Consider the following 17,995-nt stretch of genomic DNA (forward strand, 5'->3'; position numbering starts at 1 on the left):
GATATTATGGCTAAACATAATCCGCATGAAAAAATGGTGTTGGTTCGTCATGAGCCAGGACGAAAACGTAAGCTGATTATTCAGCTAATTTGCTTGGTGCTCGTTTGTGCGAGTGCGGCTTATTACGTCGGCGTTTTTGAAATGAAACAACGACACCAGGTAGCCGTAGAAAGTCTGAATGCATTGTCCGAGCAATATCGTTTATCGGTCGATGAGAATCAGGGCTTAAAGCAAAAAATCGCGAATCTTGAACAAAGTGAAGCCATTAACTTGCATGCAAAGCAAGAGATTCAAAGCACCATTCGTGGTTTGCGCGAGCAGGTTGCTGGATTGCAGAAAGATGTAAGCTTTTATCAGAACATTATGGCGCCATCTGACAATAACAAAGGCTTACAAATTCAAGCCCTTGAATTGTCTGCATTAAGTGAAAACAGGCACTATGCTTATAAAATCGTGTTGGCGCAGTTAGCAAACAACAAACGCTATTTACAGGGTGTTGTTGCTGTAAACTTGATTGGTCAGCGTGATTCAGAGAGTGTCATTCTTCCTCTTCGAGATGTGTCTGAGGTTGAAGAGTTAGGAATGAAATTCCGTTTTAGATATTTCCAAGAATTTGCAGGTGAGCTGATCTTGCCCGAAAATTTTGAGCCCGAAAATATTCAAGTGGTTGCTCAGAGCAAAGAGAAAAGTGCATCGCGTGTAGAACGCAATGTCGCTTGGCAAGAGCTGATACCTGCGTTAACCGCAGCACCAAGCGTTGCGGTCTTAGAAGAATAGGTAGAGGTTTATATGTGGGGAAAAAACAAACGCAAAGATATCGCTAAATCTCATAATGTTCCGTTTGAAACGCTAATCAGCAGTAAAACGAGCATGGAAGGTGATATTCAGTTTTCTGGGGGCCTACATATTGATGGCTTAATCAAAGGTACGATTCGCTCTACCGATGATCAAGAAGCAGTTGTTCGTATTAGTGATATTGGTGAAATAGATGGTGATGTTATTGCACCACATATCATCATTAACGGTACGGTTTATGGTGATGTATATGCATCAAAGCATGTCGAACTAGCTGAAAATGCGTCGGTTAAGGGTAATGTCTATTACAACTTAATCGAGATGGCGATGGGAGCCGAAGTAAACGGAAACCTTGTTCATCAGAAGCAACCTTCACCAGAAGACCAAGTAGTTGGGGATAAAGAAAATGCCTCAGATGCAGTAGCATTGAAGGCAGTTGCATCGCAGGGCGAGTAATACTTGACTGTTTTTGTCGGATAAGCGGATAATTGCGCGAAGTTTGAGTACTCCGGAGTCCCAATGAGCGTTGTTGAGTCACATATCCCTTCTCCATTAGTCTTCACCGATGCCGCGGCTACTAAGGTAAGAAATTTAATCGAGGAAGAAGAAAATCCAGAATTGAAACTACGTGTTTATGTAACAGGTGGTGGATGTTCGGGCTTTCAGTACGGTTTCACGTTTGATGAAGCGCAAGCAGACGACGATACTGTGATTGAAAACATGGGCGTTAACTTAGTGGTTGATGCGATGTCGTATCAATATTTAGTGGGCTCGACGGTAGATTACAGCGAAGGTCTGAAAGGTTCTCAGTTTGTCGTCAGTAACCCGAATGCCACAACGACCTGTGGGTGCGGGTCTAGCTTCACTATATAGTCAATTCTGCGAGAAGCGTTTTGCTCGCTTCTCGCAAATATGCCAGCCATTCTTTCTTACTCAGTTTTTTCCCATCAACTTTAAATATTTCCATCGCATAGTTTTGTAGCATAACTGCGATTAAAACGTTTGCTTGCTCGGTATTGATAACGCGTTTCGTTGCACAATAAAGTGTAAGCGCGCGAATATCTGGCCAGCTATCCCAAAGGCTTGTTTGTCCTGCGGAAAATTTGTTGAGACGTGCAATTTGTTGCTCGCTGAGAGCCTCTCCAACATTTAATGATCTGCCTACATCCAATAGAATCGTATTAACAAGCGCAGGGCTCAATTTCTGAAAATAGATTGGTAAGCCGATAACAAAGTGATCGATAAAGCGCTGTTTGCTTGATGATAAGAGTGTTTTTGCTTTTGAAGATATTGGGTTAAGCATCATCATGGACGGCAGCCCACTAGAAGCATCAGCTTGATAGCTTAATCGTGTACTTTCAAAATCGGCTCGTGCCCAAAAGTTAAAGAGCTTAGCTTCGAGACCATAGCTCACGCTGCATGCATCTAAATTCTGAACCTTGGCGGATGCAAGGAGCTCTTGTATCAGCTCTGATCCTATTTGACTTGATTGGCGAGCGGGGTGCACAACAATACGTAAAATACGTTGGCACTTGAGGTCTAACCATTCTGCCTGAGAGTAGAAACTCGCAAATGCCTGTAGGCTAAGATGTCCTTTTAATCTGCGTTTGCCGTTGATGATGTCTTGTTTTAACTGCGCGTCTTGTGCCGATAAATCTTCTTCAACGCTCGCTAAAACACCAACGATATGTTCTCCCTCGAACATCACACCGATACGTATGTCTTCGTTGTCAATGAGCTGGCTTAAATCAGAAGGGCGGCTTTGATAATGAGCGAGAACTAAGAGAGCAAAGACTTGTTCAAGAAGGCTTTGGTCTTCAAGTAATTCTTTTTTATTGATCCACTCAAAATGGCGTGCTTGAGGCTTTGTTGTATCGACTTCTGTTAAGTGTGCCTGTAAAACGAAGCTCTCATTGATGACTCGTTCTAGTGGGTCGCCGCTTGCCCAGCGTATAGGCTGATCTAGCGAGTAAAAGCTAGCTTGTTTATGTTCTGCCTTAAATATTGTATTAAGTTTTAAATCAAAGCCGCGACCACTGCCTTCATATCCGTGCAATGTACTCGCCATAACGATTCTCGCATAGTGCTCAATCAAGCTATGAAGGGTAGGGAGCGGAAAGCTGGCTGCTTCATCGATAATGAGTAAGTGCGTTTCGGGGAGAGTTTCTAACAGAACATCGCTCGGTATAACGCGCAGTTTATCGCGCAAAGATGCGTGATCGATGTTTTGTTCAAAATGCTGAATTAAAGTCGCAACGGAATTTGGATGATCAGCAACGAGTATGATGTTCTCGAGCTTAGCGTTATTGAGTAATTGCGCTGCTGCGATACCTAGTGTCGTCGATTTACCCCGTCCGCGGTCGGCTCGTAGAATCAGAGGACGATTGCGATGTCCTTTTACGACTCTTTCAATTTTTGCCAAGCAGGCCTGCTGTTCCTCGTTGAGTGTAATACCTTGTTTGTTTGATGATTGAACTTGGAAGGGATAAAACTGAGCTAGTGCTTCATCAAAGTTGTCACTATCTATAACAAGCATTGCTTCGCTTTCTATCAGTGTATTTAAAAATCGAGAGTGGGATGCTTGAAGCTGGTTATCCGTATCGTCGATTAATAAGAAGAGCAGTCCGCCGCCTTCGAGAACACCACTACTTGCTGCGATCGCGTCAGGATGAATCTCTTTGCGTAAGTCCCAAATGAGTATTTGGCTTTGTTGTCCGAGTATTTCGCGATAATGCTTGGGTGCAATGCATCGATCATGCTCGCTACGGAGTAAAGATGCATCATGCCCCAACAAAATAGCGCTTTGCCCGTCTGGGAGTTTTTTAGCTAGGACTTGATAGCTCTCCTTCACCCAATCAGCAGTGCCTTTTATCGCTATGCAGGCTCGAAAATGTTGCTGCTGAAGTTGATGGATATGTTCTTGTATCTGATGCATCGCTGATAAAACTGACAGATATAAAAAACGGAGCGTGTTGCTCCGTTTTAAATGCGTCATCTTCTGAGTTAGTAGAGTGCCGCTTCGTCGTCTAAGACTTCATTAATAATGTCGAGGAAGATTTTATCCGCATCACTATGTTCTTCTGGAATGCGCACAATGGTATTTGCGCTGATTTCTTCAGCGATTAATTTTGCTGAGTCTGGTTGGCCTTTGTGTTGACGCGCGATTTCCATGCATTTTGTGGCGATTGTCGGATCAGAGAGAACCTTGCGGATAAAGGTTCGTAGTTCACTGATTACCTTGGCTTGACGGCTTTCTTCAGCACTGCTCATGGCCATACTCCTTTGATATTAAATACTACCTTTTATCATGGCCCTGAACTCGCCATAGCGCAAGCGATTAAGCTGGCTTTTGTGGTTTTTTCCGAATCAGTGCTTCTTGGCAAACTGATGCAACAAGTTCACCTTTTTGATTGAAAATGTTGCCACGATTGAATCCTCTGCCGTTTGAAGCGCTAGGACTGTCCATATCATAGAGAAGCCAATCATCAACACGGAATGGACGATGGAACCAAAGCGCGTGATCAATACTGGCAACTTGCATGCCCTTTTGCGCAAAGCTCACGCCGTGAGGAAGCATGCTTGTGCCTAGCAAACCGAAGTCCGATGCGTAAGTCAGAATACATTGATGCAGGTATAGATCATCTGGTAGCTCACCTACCGCTCGAAACCAATTTTGTTTATAGGGTGCACGTACATCAGGATTTGAATAGTTCACCGGATTAACGGGGCGAATCTCAATAGGGCGGTCGCGTGTAAACTGATCTCTAAGCTTTTCTGGGATCAGATGTTTAAAGCGCCTGCGCATATCTAGTTCAGAAAGTAAGACATCAGGTTCTGTGCTGGCAGGCATATCAATCTGATGCTCAAAGCCAATTTCAGGAACTTGAAATGATGCATTAAGGGTAAAGATCTCTTTGTCATGTTGACGCGCAATTACGCGACGAGCAGAAAAACTGCCACCATCCCGGAGAGATTGCACTTCGTATTGAATAGGTAAGTTTGGATCTCCTGCGCGCAGAAAGTATCCATGCATAGAATGTGCGATGCGATCTTCAACAGATTGATAGGCTGCCATCATCGCTTGGCCGCAAACTTGGCCGCCAAAGACATTAGGAAAACCTAGATCTTCGCTTGCGCCTTGAAAATGAGAATCGTCGATTTGTTCCAGTTTTAAGACATCAATCAACTGTTGAAGAACGTCGCTCATAGATATGTACTTCTTACTATTATTCTGGGTGGATAGCTTGAACTTGCTTTGCTAAAACCTGCTTTTGTTTCGTCGCATCGCCGGTTAATGCGAAGCCAAGAAGCTCGCCTTGATCCGACTTAAACAACGCTGTGGTATTGAACCCGTCTGATTCGATATCCCAAGTGCCATTTTCATTTGATGCAGGAAGAACAACGACAGGGCAGGCAGGTGTTTTAACTGCCACCGGCATTACACCATAACTCACGAGCTTCGGTTCGTCATTGAGTGTGCTGGCAAGCGCTCGAGCACATGCCATCATCGGCAAAACATAGAGCATAACCATGCCATCGACTTCTGCACAATCGCCCAGTGTGTAGACGTTCTTAGCGGACGTTTCCAAACTACGATCGCACGTAATGCCTTTATTAGTCTCGATGCCGCTCTCAGAAGCCAGCTTAGTATTTGGTGCTAAACCAATCGCACTAATCGCTATATCGGCTGAGATTTTTTCACCGTTGTCGAGCTCCACTATTACGCCATCAACAGTTTCTTGGATATCAACAACGCTTCGCTCAAAGTAGAAGTTCGCGCCGGCATCACTCAAGCTTTTTGTAATACATTCTGATGCTTCTGGCGGCAGCATGGTATCTAAAACATGTTGGCTTAAGCCGATCAATGACACTTCGTATTCGCCATTCAAAAGATCGTTCGCGTATTCACAACCGATCAAACCTGTTCCGACAATTGCGACATGCTTTTTGCCTTGGCTAGCTGTGCGGAATGCGCGGTAATCATCAAGGTCATTGATCGAGAAAATGCGGTCACTCTCAGGTTTAACAAACTTCAGTTTGAATGGACTTGCGCCCGTCGCTAATACGAGCTTGCTGTATTCGATCGTCTCATTATCAACGAGGATTGTTTGTTTTTCAGTGTCGATACTTTGCACACTTGTTTGTGTGCGTATTGACATATTTAACTGTTCTGACATTTGCACAGCATTAGACATTACTAATGCTTCTGCGTCTTTATTTTTGGTGAATCCCGTTGACAGCATCGGTTTAGAATATGCGCTGCCATCGTCTTGGGTAATCATTAACAGAGGAGTTTCAGAATTAAGTTTTCGAAATTCGCGGGCTACTGCATAGCCCGCCATTCCAGAACCAATAATGATGATCGCTTGGCTCATTAAGCTTCTACCATTTCGAAGTCTTCTTTGCCGACACCGCAATCAGGACATTCCCAATCGTCTGGCACATCTTCCCATTTTGTACCTGGTGGGATGTTGTCGTCAGGCCAACCTTCAGCTTCATCGTAAATAAGGCCGCATACTACACAAAGCCATTTTTTCATGGTGTTCCTCTTTGTTTCTGTTGGAAGGAATTCAATGGTCGGCTAATGTATCGGATATCTCCGAGTCTCTCAATGGCTGATCAGATCCGTGGTTTATATAAGCGGCCTTCGTTATACTTTGCGCTGACCTAGTGAGTGCCCATAAAAATGTGCTCATTTCTTCTGCTATCAGCAAGGTGTAAATTGCAAACCGAACATTTTCATTGGCATTCCTACCGGCGTGTACCTTCTTCTTTTATTCCTCGGGTTTGGCAATCGTGGGTACTCGATGCTGGATCGTTAACAAAGCGATTGCAGCAAGCATCAAACGGAAGTTTTAAAGTCCGTGTAAAGGCGCAGCAATACGCGAAACCAACAATGAGTGAGAGAAGAGCTTTGAATCTGTCGATAGGGCGCTACGCTTTGATTCGCGAGGTTGATTTACTTTGCCACGACAAGGTTTGGGTTAGTGCTAGAAGTGTTATTCCATTGCATTCACTGGTTGGTAAAGAGCGGCAGTTAAAGTGCCTGGGCTCAAAACCTTTGGGAGCATTTTTATTTGCCTCGCGGTCAATGAAGCGCGAAGCTATTCAGCTAACAAGAACATCTGGGGGTAATCAGCCAACTTACGCTCGGCGCTCTGTGTTTCGCTTACACAACAAGCCCTTACTAGTGGCAGAAAAGTTTCATACCTCAGTTATTCATCACTCTTAAGCTATGTTGAATCTAAGATATAAATTTAAAGAAGTTCTGACCCAAGCTGGTCTACTCGAAGGTAAACCGGCAGCATTATGGCGCTTGGCGCGGTTTGATAAGCCCATTGGTACATTCTTAGTGTTATGGCCTGCTATGTGGGCTTTATGGATTGCGAGTGATGGTTTGCCTTCAGCGCTTCATTTGTTTGTATTTGTTTCTGGAGCGATCGCAATGCGCGCTGCAGGCTGTGTGATTAATGATATTGCAGATCGCAATATTGATGGCCACGTTGAGCGCACTAAAGCTAGGCCTCTAGCTGCTGGTGAGTTGAGTTTAAAAGATGCCATCATATTTTTCGTCGTCTTATGTTTTTCAGCCTTGCTATTGGTTCTTTGTTTAAACACTAGTGCGATTGTTTGGTCCTTTGGTGCATTGGCCCTCGCGTGTATTTATCCTTTCATGAAGCGTTACACCTTCTTGCCGCAAGTCTTTCTTGGTGCTGCGTTTGCGTGGTCCATTCCTATGGCATTTGCAGCAGTCATCGAAAAGGTGCCGGCTCTTGCTTGGATAATTTTTACAGCAACGCTGTTATGGACTGTCGCTTACGACACAATTTACGCGATGATGGATCGTGAGGATGATCTGAAAATTGGAGTGAAATCCACAGCGATTCTGTTCGGTAATGCAGACCGATCGATTATCGCGAGCCTTCAAGTGTTGTTTGTGCTTGCGATGTGCTTGCTGGGCGAGCAGTTAAATCTCGGAAGCTTCTATTTCTTGTCCATTGTCGTCGCGTCAGTGCTGTTGGTATACCAACAACATTTGATACGTTTACGTTATAAAGACGATTGTTTACGTGCATTTTTGAACAATAACTGGGTGGGTTTTGCCATTTTTGTTGGTATCGCACTCGATTATGCGACTTGATGAACGTTTAAGCGCTTTTCCTGTCATATACTTGTAACAAACCTCCTTTCTAATACCGCGACGAGTAGGTATTTGCTCAGATGTGATTGAGCATAATGAGAGTGTAAGACATGGCAGATAAGAAAATCCTTATTGTGGATGACGAGTCATCCATCCGCGAAATGATCGCAGTAGCTTTAGAGATGGCAGGGTATACCTGTTTTGAAGCGAGTAATGCCCGTGACGCTCACAGCATTGTGCTAGACGATCGCCCCGATATGATCTTATTAGACTGGATGTTGCCGGAAACGAGCGGTGTAGAGTTTGCCCGACGTTTGAAGCGTGACGAAAGCACTTCTGAAATTCCAATCATTATGATCACTGCGAAAGTCGAAGAAGACAATAAGATTCAAGGCTTGGAAGTCGGAGCGGATGATTACATTACTAAGCCTTTTTCTCCACGTGAGTTAGTGGCTAGGTTAAAAGCGGTGCTGCGTCGAGCTAATCCACAAGGGTTAGAGTCTGCGATTAATATTGATGGCTTAGAGCTCGATCCAGTCTGTCACCGTGTTAGCTCAGAAGGTGAAACGCTTTCGATGGGGCCAACAGAATATAAACTTCTGCAGTTTTTCATGACACACCAAGATCGCGTCTACACGCGAGCGCAGCTATTGGACCTCGTTTGGGGTGGTAATGTTTATGTGGAAGAACGCACTGTTGATGTACACATTCGTCGTTTGCGCAAAGCGATCGGCAAACGCCATGAAGCCTTAGTTCAAACTGTTCGAGGTACCGGTTATCGTTTTTCTACCAAAACGGCGCATTAATTGGCTAATATAGCCTTATCTATTTTGTGCGAGTTTAAAGGAAGCAAAGCGAATGCATAAACGCGCGTCTGCACACGTCCGCTATTTAGTGTGGGCATTTGTGCTAGCTGTTTTACTCGGCTTAATCACGGACCTTCTCCTTCCTATTCTTCTGGTGTTCTTTGCGAGCTATAGCTTGTGGATGGTGCGACAAGCACTTCGTTTACATGCTTGGCTCTATCCAACTAAAAAGCCAAAAGAAGTGCCTGAAAGTTATGGTTTATGGGGAGACCTTTTTGAAGGTTTGTATTACACCCAATTGCAAAATAAAAAGGCACGTAAGCGCTTAAGCAAAATGATTAAGCGTGTTCGTAATTCGGCGAATGCTCTGAAAGATGCCGTTGTGATGACCAACGAAATGGGGCAAATGGATTGGTGGAATGAAGCCGCAACGCGATTATTTGGCTTTGATGATGATAAAGATCAGGCTCAACTTGTTACAAACTTAGTAAGAGATCCTGAATTTAAAGCCTATTTTGACGCAAAGAAATATGATGACGCTTTAGAAATCACATCCCCGACTGATCCCAATCTTATTATTCGTATTCACATTACTTTGTTCGGTAAACAGGAACGTTTGATCTTGGCGCAAGACGTCACGCGCCTACATCATTTAGAACAAATGCGACGTGACTTTGTCAGTAACGTCTCGCATGAGCTACGTACACCATTAACTGTGATTCGCGGTTATCTCGAAACGCTGATTGATAGTGAAGAGGCTCCTGAAAAATGGCATCGAGCCCTAATGTCGATGGAAGGACAAACGAATCGCTTGGAAGCGATCATTAATGACTTATTGGTGTTAGAGAAATTTGAAGCACAAGATCGCGTTCATGCTGAAAAAGAAGTATTGATTGTGCCATTGCTCGAGAGCGTACTTCATGATGCAGAGCTGTTCAGTGCGGATAATGAACATCAAATTTCGCTCGATATTGTTTCAAATGCCAATATTTTTGGTGTTGAGAATCAATTACGATCTGCGATTTCAAATATCGTGTTTAATGCCGTGAAATATACGCCAGCAAAAGGCTCTGTCGTCATCCGCTGGTGGCAAGATCATGGTGGTTGCCACTTGTCAGTGACGGATACGGGGTGTGGTTTTGACCCGATTCATATCCCACGTTTAACGGAGCGTTTCTATCGCGCCGACCCTAGCCGAAACTCTAATACTGGAGGCTCTGGTTTAGGGCTTGCCATCGTAAAACACGTGTTGATCAACCATGGTGCGAACTTGGAAGTACAAAGCGGGATTGATCAGGGAAGTACGTTTACCTGTCACTTCCCCAATCAGCGAGTCGTCGCGCCTAAAGATTAAGCCTTATAAGCATCTCGTTGTTTCAGCCAATACACAACGCCACCACATACTGCGGCTGGCAGTACTACTAAATTGATGATTGGAACGAGGGTTAAGCCAAAAGTGCATAATCCGAAGCCCAATGCGCTGGCTCGGTCTTTTGCTAGGAATTTTCGTAAGTCTGGAAATGACATGCGATTGTTGTCGGCAGGGTAATCCACATATTGAATCGCCATCATCCAACCTGAAAACACAATCCAAATAATGGCTACTAAGGCATTTACTCCCGGAATAAGTCCGAGAAAAAACAAAGCTGCGACGCGCGGTAAATAATAAGCCAGCTTTCTCAGTTCTCTAAATATCGTTCTGGGGATCAGTGCCAGAAGCTCTTTTGCGGTAAATGGACTCTCGTCTTTTTTACCCGCTAATTTGTTTTCAACAACTTCAGCTAGAAAGCCATAGAAGGGCGCACCGATTAAGTTAGCGGTCGAAACAAAGGCGTAAAAAATTAATAAGATCATCGCGATAAAGTAGATGAGCCAAAATGCCCATTCGAGAAAACCTAACCACTCAGGTATCCATGACATTAAGTAAGTCATGCCTTCGTTGTAGAGCGCTTTTGCCCATACAAATAACAGTGAGAAAAGAATGATATTGGCGATGATGGGCACGGCTAAAAACCATCTGAAGCCGGGCGAGCAGACGATTTTGAATCCTTCAAAAAGATAACTTGTGCCCGCAAAGAATCGGTTGATCATTGAATATTTTCCGTATCTGCAATTTGTTTGAGTTTGTATAATACCGCTTTCGTTAACTGTTTGGTGAGCTGCTTTGGACAAAGCTGAAACGCTTTATGCGGATGACACGCTGATTATTGCGAATAAACCTTCGGGTCTACTCAGTGTTCCTGGGCGTGGACCAGATAAGCAAGATTGTTTAGTGCGACGCATTCAGCAAGATCATCCAACTGCACGTATTGTGCATCGGCTTGATTGCGCAACGTCAGGCTTAATGGTGCTCGCGCAAACGGCTGATGCGCATCGTGAGCTCAGCAGGCAGTTTCATGATCGCGAGGTCGATAAAGCCTACGTTGCCCTTGTTTTTGGTCAGCTAGAGGAAGACCAAGGTAAGGTGACATTACCCTTGATGACAGACTGGCCAAACAGACCGAAGCAAATGGTGAGCGAAGAGGGAAAAGCTGCGCACACGGATTACCAGGTACTAGAGCGTTTAAACGATAGAACGCGCGTGCGGCTTACGCCTGTCACGGGGCGTACCCATCAGTTACGTGTCCACATGATGTCACTGGGGAATCCAATTTTAGGTGATAACTTGTATGCAACGGGATCGGCTTTAGCTGCAAGCACTAGATTGATGTTGCATGCTTGGAAGCTTGGAATTACGCACCCCGAGACAAGGGAGCGTCTGACATTTTCGCCTGAACCACCATTTTGAATGATGTGTCCATTGGTATCCCGAGGTGAGGACAGTATAGAACAGCACATGAGAAGACAGCGAAGGGTTGGTTATTCTAATCCGTAAATTCTCACCTGATTAAATTCTTCAAACTCATTGAGATCTGGCCACGTACGCGCTTCGTGGGTTTCCAATAACTTGAATTTGTCACTGGGGAGTATTTTCATACGCGAATCCGCGAGCAGTACTTCTTTACTCGTCTCACACCATTGGTCCAATAAGTTATGATTGTCTCGGTCATAAAGCACATCGGCTGCCGTTAGTAAGTCGATATCATCGACTTCATCCAAATCCTTGATACATTCGACACGAACCTTATTGTGCTCGGCGTTCACGAGAACCGCATTGAGCGCTTCGTCATCAATATCACAAGCAAAAATATCTTTTGCTCCAGCTAGCGCCGCAGCGATTGCTACGACACCTGACCCACTCCCAATATCAACAACGCGTTTATCTTGAACAGACTTTGGGTTCTTATGAATATAACTTGCAAGAACTTGTCCGCTTGCCCAACAGAACGACCAGTATGCGGGTTCGGCGACGATGGCTTGCGCCTCTTCATGAGGAATCGGTCCGTGAAGTACGGCTGGATCAAACAAAGCAAGAGATATCTCTTGGCAGAAGGGAAGTTGCGTGAACATGAGTTGCGCCTTACTTAGCGTTCTTTGCATTTGGAGTTCGAGATCGTTTATCGTTGGCATTTGTTTGATAAAGCTCTACATTGTTGGTGTCGAATAAGAATATCGGCTTTACATCAATATTTCTAAATTCATAGCGTAATAATAAAGGAAGAACAGGCAATGTCGTTAGAAAGTGTTACCGAAGAAAAAGTGTATCAAATTAGTGATCAGATGGTTGAGTTAGCAATTGCGTATGGGCCTAAAGTGCTTATCGCTATCTTTAGCTTAGTCGTTGGATTTTGGGTCATTGGCAGAATTGTCAACGTGGCTGAAAAACACCTTATCTCAAGAACAGAGCAAACATTAGCGAGCTTTTTGAAAAGTTTATTATCAATTTTTCTCAAAGCTATTCTCATTATTATGGTGGCGGCTTACGCTGGAGTTGAGACAACATCACTCGTTGCAGTATTAGGTGCCGCTGGCTTAGCAGTAGGTTTTGCTTTGCAAGGCAGCTTGTCGAACTTTGCTGGTGGTGTGCTGATCTTATTCTTTAAGCCGTTTAAGGTTGGGGATCTGATTGAGGCGCAAGGTTTTATCGGTACCGTAAAAGAGATTCAGATTTTCAATACAATTTTGCTTAGCCCAGATAATCGCATGATTGTCATTCCGAATGGCAAGTTATCGAATGACTCTCTGATCAATATAAATCATGAGCCAACCCGTCGTGTGGATTTTGTATTTGGCGTGGCTTATGCCGATGATATCGATAAGGTCAAAGCGATTATAGAGCGCGTTGTTTCGGCGGATGAACGCGTTTTGAGTGATCCTGAGAAAACCATTGTGCTAGGTGAACTTGCAGATAGCTCCGTTAATTTCACCGTGAGACTTTGGGCGAAGACTTCCGATTATTGGGGCGTTTATTTCGATACGCATGAAGCGATTAAAAAAGCATTTGATGCTGAGCAGATTTCTATTCCATTCCCGCAACAAGATGTATATTTGCATCAAGCATCGAACGACTAAATAATAACGAAATAATTAACCTACGAATTTCAGGTAGATATTGTTTTAAATGAAACAAACTTGTGAAATTCGTGAAATGGCCATTTTTTTGTGACGCAAACACAATGTTGAAAGTGGCCATCGTCACGCTTTAGTTTGGAATATAGGTGTAACGTGTTACTTGTCTTTCGTCGCTCTTAGGTAGTCCCCAATACCTAGGGGCGCAAAGACACACTTTTTGCTCTTAATAAAAAGACGAATTGGTGGAGGTAGTACGATGCCGGTAAAACAATTACAAGAATACCTCGATGCGCATAATATGACGTATCAAGCGATTGAACACTCTCCTGCATACACCGCAAAGGAAATTGCAGATTTAGTTGATGTTAAAAGCGAGCAGGTTGCCAAAACCGTTATGGTGATTATGGATGGCGTGCTCTCTATGATTGTCCTTCCAGCTTCTTGTCGTATTCGTATGGATCGATTTGCACGTGTAATGGGTACTGAACTCATAGATCTTGCTAGTGAAGAAGAATTTAAAAATCGTTTCCCAGAATGCGATGTCGGCGCGATGCCTCCTTTTGGTCGAATGTATGAAATTCCCGTTTATATGTATGAGGGCTTTAATGAAGGCGGCGCGATCGTTTTCAGAGGTGGCCGCCATGACGAAGTGATTAAAATGGATTTCAAAGACTATAAGATGCTCGCTCAACCCATGACATTGAGCGAAGGTTTCGCACGTATCGGTGTTTCCAAGCCAGATTGGATGATGCGCCGCAAAGCTGGCTAGCGTGTGTAAATAACGAAGTCCTGATAATGTCGTCGTATGTGATATGACTGTGGCGCATTTATGGTTATGAAGTAACTGAGTTCTTCGATGCTATGGATGCGCTTGTTGTTCACTCCGTAGATAATATCGCCAATTTCAAAGCCTTGGAAAGCAGCGGTTGATCGTTCCTCGATGTTCATGACCATGACGCCGACACTCCGTTCTTTATCTGGGTTAATAAGATCTTGGAGTTGCAGACCTGATAGGCTGGGATGTAATTGAACGCCTTTAATTTCTGGTATCGGAATTTCTTCTGTTTCGACGGCTAGTTCGAGTGTTCTTTCACCTCTTAACAGTTTGAGTTTTAACGTTTCACCCAGCGGCGCTAATCCTATCTGATTTCGCATGTCTTCTGCGTTTTTAACTGGCCGTTCATTTGCCTCAATAACAACATCTCCTTGGACTAGTCCGGCGCGCTCTGCCGCACTGTCAGTTTTCACTTCACTAACTAATGCGCCTTGATAAAGATTCAAGCCGAAGGCTTCTGCCAGATCTGCGGTTAAATCTTGGAAGCTTGCGCCAATTCCTCCGCGCTTCACCTCTCCGTATAGAATCAACTGTTTTAAGATGCTTTGTGCCACAACAGAGGGAATCGCAAACCCGATGCCTACATTGCCGCCTGCTGGTGCAAGGATGGCGGAGTTAATGCCGATCAGCTCGCCGCGCAAATTGATGAGCGCTCCCCCAGAATTACCAGGATTGATGGATGCGTCTGTTTGGATAAAATCTTCATAACCTTGAAGGCCAAGGCCGCTGCGTCCTAGTGCACTGATAATTCCGCTCGTGACTGTTTGTTGAAGTCCGAACGGACTTCCGATCGCGAGCACAAAATCGCCAACAGCAGATGAGTTAGCTTGTGCAAAGGGAATGTGGCGTAAGTTTTTTGCCTCTATCTTTAACGCGGCTAAATCTACTTTTTCATCGGATCCCAGTAGTGTGGCTGTCAGTGTCCGCCCGTCTTGCAGGGTAACCTTAATTTCATCGGCATTTTCGATGACATGATGATTCGTCAGAATGAACCCATTTTCTGCGTCAACGATTACGCCAGAGCCTGCACTTTGTGTTCGTCTAGTTTGACCAGGTTGGTCGGGTAGTTGGAAAAAATGTCGGAAGAAGGGGGAGTTTAATAAAGGATTTGTTCTTTGTTGTCGTATTGTGAAGGTCGCAATATTCACGACTGCAGGTGCCGCATTTTCTACGATTGGAGACAAAGATGGTACCGAGCTACCGCTGATGATTCGTTCTGGTACTGAAGCAAAAGTACTCGTACTTAGCATTAGCAAGTTGACGATGATCAGTTTAGAAATAAAGGGTTTAGAAAACACTTTCTAGGCCTCTCGCATCACGTTAGTATTGAAACTATATCAATGTAATGTGTGTCTCATTCAATTTTTTACAAGCACATCATCGCTTGGCATTTGTTCATTATGCAAGACAAGATAAAACATGTAGATGTTGTCATTGTTGGCGCAGGCATGGTTGGCGCAACAATCGCCTGCGGACTAGCGCAACATAATTTACGTATCGCCTTAATCGATAGAGCGTTACCAAAATCGATTAAGAGTGGAGAACCTCCTCGGATTCGTGTATCGGCACTTCATTTAGCCAGTGAGCAGCTGCTACAAAATCTAGGGGCGTGGGCGCATATTCCTAAAGACAGGGCGCTTGCTTATTCCTATTTAGCGGTGAAAGAAATGCCGGCTAAGTCAGGGTTTGTTTCGAAACTGCCCGATATAACATCATGGGCCACGACCCGTTTTGAGGCGCAAGACTTAGGTAGAGAGCATTTAGGCCACATACTAGAGAATGATGCGATTCAACTTGGCTTGCTAGATCGTGTTGCTGAATTGCCAAACATTGAGTTAGTTAGTGGCGTCACGATTGAATCGAGTGAGTTAGGTTCTGATAAGCGTATGCTTACTTTGAGCGATGGTTCTGTCATGTCAGCCGATTTGGTTGTTGGGGCTGATGGCGCGCAATCTCAAATGCGTCGAATTGCTGGAATTGGTCAGTTTAGCGAGTCTTATACTCAGCACGCTATGGTCGTATCCATTACCTATAAAGGCGGAGTTGAGCAAGGGACTTGGCAGGCTTTTAGACCAGAAGGGCCTCTCGCGTTTCTTCCGTTACCGCGCATTGACGGTGTTAATTATGGCTCGTTAGTTTGGTACGACTCGCCGAATACTATCACACAGTTAAAAGGCTTGTCTGATGCCGAGCTGCGTCAAAAACTTCAAGCGATATATCCCCAAGAATTACCTGATATTGAACAGATTCTTCAGGTCGCTTCGTTTCCTCTTGCCAAGTCACATGCTCAGCAATACTCAGGAGAGCGTATTGTTCTGGCCGGTGATGCTGCGCACACAATTAATCCTTTAGCTGGTCAGGGTGTTAATCTCGGGTTTATGGATGCCGCGGTATTGATTGAGGAGCTCGGTAAAGCATTGATTAATGACCAAGCCTTATCAGATCGGGCGGTGTTAAAGAATTATGAAAAGCAGCGACGTATGTTTAATCAACTCATGATGAGTGGTATGGACGCGTTTTATTATGGCTTTAGTAATCGCTCTGCCCCAGTGCAAATTATTCGAAACATAGGTTTAGGGCTTGCACATCGCTCAGGTCCGTTGAAACAAAAAGTATTGGAATACGCTACAGGTCTTCAAGGTAGTATTCCTAAGCTTGCAAAAGTAAGTGACGTATAAGGACAACTCAAATGTCAGAGACGATATTTACAAAGATCATTAATAAAGAAATTCCCGCTGAAATCTTGTACGAAGACGATATCAGCATTGCCTTCAAAGACATTATGGCGCAGGCGCCCGTTCATTTTCTGGTCATTCCTAAGAAACCCATTGCGACCATTAACGATATCGAAGAGGGCGATAAAGAATTGCTTGGGCATTTGTATTGGGTTGCAAAACACATCGCTCAAGAGCAAGGATTTGCGGAACAAGGTTATCGTGCAGTGATGAATTGTAATGAGTATGGCGGTCAGTCTGTGTACCATATTCATCTGCATATTCTTGCTGGTAAGCCTTTAGGTTGGCCACCATACACCGATACGCTTAAGGTCTAGTCATACCGACCTTCTCATAGTTTGATGAGTTGGTGTTTTTGCTGAGTTGAAGGGATGCCTTAGCTGAATGCTGTGCTTCAATCGCATCCCAAATATCCAGAGCAAGCGCCGAATGTGCATCGTAAAATTGATGCGAAAACATTAGGTAATATGGGCGCTGCATGAAGGGCTTATTTAGCTTTTCTATCATAGCCTCAATATGCGGTGATTTTGAGATTCGTGTGTCACTCATTGTTTCAATATCTATCCAAGCATCGATTCGACCTCGATAAAGCATTTCTAGCCCGCTTGATTGCGTCGTGACTTCAACCACATCTAGACCTAAAGCTTTTAAGTCGTCAATGACGGCATAACCAATCACGGCACCGATCTTAATGGTATTGTCTGAAAATCTATCTCCGTTCCACGATAGAGTCTTATCTTTGCGTTTATAGATGACATAAGACTGACTCATGATTTGTTTCGTGGGGTCAGGGCTCCCCTCTGAGGTTAGATATTTACCAAAAGCTTCACGTTCTTTTTTATAGCTGGAGTGGAACACGCCATCCGCTTCGCCGTCCTTCACCATTTGCAATGCCCGTGCCCAAGGTACGCGTTCAAACGTGAATTTCACGGGTAAGTCAGCTTCAATGTCTTTGAGCAGTGATAAGGTGATTCCGGGCTTGTCCCAATTAATTTCTGGGCCATTGCCTAAGTAGTACGGCGGGTTTTCTTTTACCTCAAACACAAGCGTTATTTCCTGACGATCTGCGAAAGTCAGTGTTGAATAAAGACCAATCAGTAAAAGAATGAAGCGTTTCATGAGTAAGGATCTAAAAAGAAAGAATAAAACATAGCGCTTGTTTTGTAGTTACATCGCAAAAGTTACACGGCAAAATTTTGTACTACTTTTAACACCTATGAGTTTCTGATCA

The 17,995-nt window shown here is 44.2% G+C and carries 21 protein-coding genes; 12 read left to right on the plus strand and 9 right to left on the minus strand.

Annotated elements, in window-relative coordinates:
- Positions 1 to 6: 6 nt before the first annotated feature.
- From A3762_RS20785 to erpA, 3 genes are all read left to right on the plus strand, one after another.
- On the plus strand, positions 7 to 777 hold the full coding sequence (locus A3762_RS20785; RefSeq protein ID WP_068757433.1) for a DUF6776 family protein: 771 nt from the start codon (positions 7 to 9) through the stop codon (positions 775 to 777).
- A gap of 12 nt (positions 778 to 789) precedes the next feature.
- Positions 790 to 1,251, plus strand: coding sequence for a polymer-forming cytoskeletal protein (locus tag A3762_RS20790; protein ID WP_068482250.1), 462 nt, complete (start codon positions 790 to 792; stop codon positions 1,249 to 1,251).
- Positions 1,252 to 1,314: 63 nt separating this feature from the next.
- Positions 1,315 to 1,668, plus strand: coding sequence for an iron-sulfur cluster insertion protein ErpA (erpA, locus tag A3762_RS20795; protein WP_068482247.1), 354 nt, complete (start codon positions 1,315 to 1,317; stop codon positions 1,666 to 1,668).
- On the opposite strand, the gene A3762_RS20800 is transcribed toward erpA, so the two are convergent.
- The 5 genes from A3762_RS20800 to A3762_RS20820 all read right to left on the minus strand — a co-directional run bounded on the left by A3762_RS20800 (position 1,661) and on the right by A3762_RS20820 (position 6,334).
- Positions 1,661 to 3,730: a GNAT family N-acetyltransferase gene (locus A3762_RS20800; RefSeq protein ID WP_197469459.1), complete on the minus strand. Its 2,070-nt coding sequence runs from the start codon at positions 3,728 to 3,730 to the stop codon at positions 1,661 to 1,663. The genes erpA and A3762_RS20800 overlap by 8 nt on opposite strands.
- A 68-nt stretch (positions 3,731 to 3,798) precedes the next feature.
- A complete protein-coding gene (locus A3762_RS20805; RefSeq protein WP_068482241.1) occupies positions 3,799 to 4,065 on the minus strand; it encodes a hypothetical protein in 267 nt (88 codons plus the stop codon).
- Positions 4,066 to 4,132: 67 nt separating this feature from the next.
- Entirely contained in the window at positions 4,133 to 5,002 is an 870-nt protein-coding gene (locus A3762_RS20810) for an acyl-CoA thioesterase II (protein WP_068482238.1), read from the minus strand.
- A 19-nt stretch (positions 5,003 to 5,021) separates the two neighbouring features.
- Positions 5,022 to 6,170: an NAD(P)/FAD-dependent oxidoreductase gene (locus A3762_RS20815; RefSeq protein ID WP_068757436.1), complete on the minus strand. Its 1,149-nt coding sequence runs from the start codon at positions 6,168 to 6,170 to the stop codon at positions 5,022 to 5,024.
- Positions 6,170 to 6,334 carry a rubredoxin gene (locus tag A3762_RS20820; RefSeq protein ID WP_068473805.1) on the minus strand — a complete coding sequence of 55 codons (165 nt, stop codon included), beginning with the start codon at positions 6,332 to 6,334 and terminating at the stop codon, positions 6,170 to 6,172. Before A3762_RS20820 ends, A3762_RS20815 begins: the two co-directional genes overlap by 1 nt.
- Positions 6,335 to 6,517: 183 nt before the next feature.
- On the opposite strand from A3762_RS20820, the gene A3762_RS20825 reads away from it, so the two are divergent.
- The 4 genes from A3762_RS20825 to phoR all read left to right on the plus strand — a co-directional run bounded on the left by A3762_RS20825 (position 6,518) and on the right by phoR (position 10,096).
- On the plus strand, positions 6,518 to 7,027 hold the full coding sequence (locus A3762_RS20825) for a chorismate lyase (protein ID WP_197469460.1): 510 nt from the start codon (positions 6,518 to 6,520) through the stop codon (positions 7,025 to 7,027).
- 3 nt (positions 7,028 to 7,030) lie between these two features.
- Positions 7,031 to 7,936 (plus strand): 4-hydroxybenzoate octaprenyltransferase, encoded by a 906-nt coding sequence (gene ubiA / locus A3762_RS20830; protein ID WP_082868859.1) that lies wholly within the window; start codon positions 7,031 to 7,033, stop codon positions 7,934 to 7,936.
- A gap of 110 nt (positions 7,937 to 8,046) precedes the next feature.
- Entirely contained in the window at positions 8,047 to 8,742 is a 696-nt protein-coding gene (gene phoB / locus A3762_RS20835) for a phosphate regulon transcriptional regulator PhoB (protein ID WP_068482232.1), read from the plus strand.
- 52 nt (positions 8,743 to 8,794) lie between these two features.
- Positions 8,795 to 10,096, plus strand: coding sequence for a phosphate regulon sensor histidine kinase PhoR (gene phoR, locus A3762_RS20840; protein ID WP_068757438.1), 1,302 nt, complete (start codon positions 8,795 to 8,797; stop codon positions 10,094 to 10,096).
- Here the strand turns inward: phoR and cysZ are convergent.
- Positions 10,093 to 10,833 carry a sulfate transporter CysZ gene (gene cysZ / locus A3762_RS20845; protein WP_068482225.1) on the minus strand — a complete coding sequence of 247 codons (741 nt, stop codon included), beginning with the start codon at positions 10,831 to 10,833 and terminating at the stop codon, positions 10,093 to 10,095. The two genes, phoR and cysZ, sit on opposite strands and share 4 nt — an antisense overlap.
- A 73-nt stretch (positions 10,834 to 10,906) precedes the next feature.
- Here cysZ and A3762_RS20850 point away from each other — a divergent pair, with 73 nt between their 5' ends.
- On the plus strand, positions 10,907 to 11,530 hold the full coding sequence (locus tag A3762_RS20850) for an RluA family pseudouridine synthase (RefSeq protein WP_068501467.1): 624 nt from the start codon (positions 10,907 to 10,909) through the stop codon (positions 11,528 to 11,530).
- A gap of 71 nt (positions 11,531 to 11,601) precedes the next feature.
- Here the strand turns inward: A3762_RS20850 and A3762_RS20855 are convergent, their stop codons facing one another.
- Complete coding sequence (locus A3762_RS20855; RefSeq protein WP_231878884.1) at positions 11,602 to 12,192, minus strand: methyltransferase; 591 nt, start codon at positions 12,190 to 12,192, stop codon at positions 11,602 to 11,604.
- 159 nt (positions 12,193 to 12,351) lie between these two features.
- Here A3762_RS20855 and A3762_RS20860 point away from each other — a divergent pair, with 159 nt between their 5' ends.
- Entirely contained in the window at positions 12,352 to 13,194 is an 843-nt protein-coding gene (locus tag A3762_RS20860) for a mechanosensitive ion channel family protein (RefSeq protein WP_068482215.1), read from the plus strand.
- Positions 13,195 to 13,450: 256 nt separating this feature from the next.
- The gene (locus A3762_RS20865) at positions 13,451 to 13,963 is read left to right on the plus strand and encodes an aminoacyl-tRNA deacylase (RefSeq protein WP_068482213.1); all 513 of its coding nucleotides are present in this window, start codon (positions 13,451 to 13,453) and stop codon (positions 13,961 to 13,963) included.
- On the opposite strand, the gene A3762_RS20870 is transcribed toward A3762_RS20865, so the two are convergent.
- Positions 13,960 to 15,327: a Do family serine endopeptidase gene (locus A3762_RS20870; protein WP_156493641.1), complete on the minus strand. Its 1,368-nt coding sequence runs from the start codon at positions 15,325 to 15,327 to the stop codon at positions 13,960 to 13,962. The two genes, A3762_RS20865 and A3762_RS20870, sit on opposite strands and share 4 nt — an antisense overlap.
- A 102-nt stretch (positions 15,328 to 15,429) precedes the next feature.
- On the opposite strand from A3762_RS20870, the gene A3762_RS20875 reads away from it, so the two are divergent.
- The gene (locus A3762_RS20875) at positions 15,430 to 16,707 is read left to right on the plus strand and encodes an FAD-dependent oxidoreductase (protein ID WP_068757446.1); all 1,278 of its coding nucleotides are present in this window, start codon (positions 15,430 to 15,432) and stop codon (positions 16,705 to 16,707) included.
- 11 nt (positions 16,708 to 16,718) lie between these two features.
- On the plus strand, positions 16,719 to 17,081 hold the full coding sequence (locus tag A3762_RS20880) for a histidine triad nucleotide-binding protein (protein ID WP_068475666.1): 363 nt from the start codon (positions 16,719 to 16,721) through the stop codon (positions 17,079 to 17,081).
- Here A3762_RS20880 and A3762_RS20885 read toward each other — a convergent pair.
- A complete protein-coding gene (locus A3762_RS20885) occupies positions 17,071 to 17,883 on the minus strand; it encodes an ABC transporter substrate-binding protein (protein ID WP_068756987.1) in 813 nt (270 codons plus the stop codon). The two genes, A3762_RS20880 and A3762_RS20885, sit on opposite strands and share 11 nt — an antisense overlap.
- Between the last annotated feature and the right edge of the window lie 112 nt (positions 17,884 to 17,995).

This window comes from Oleiphilus sp. HI0125, from assembly GCF_001635355.1.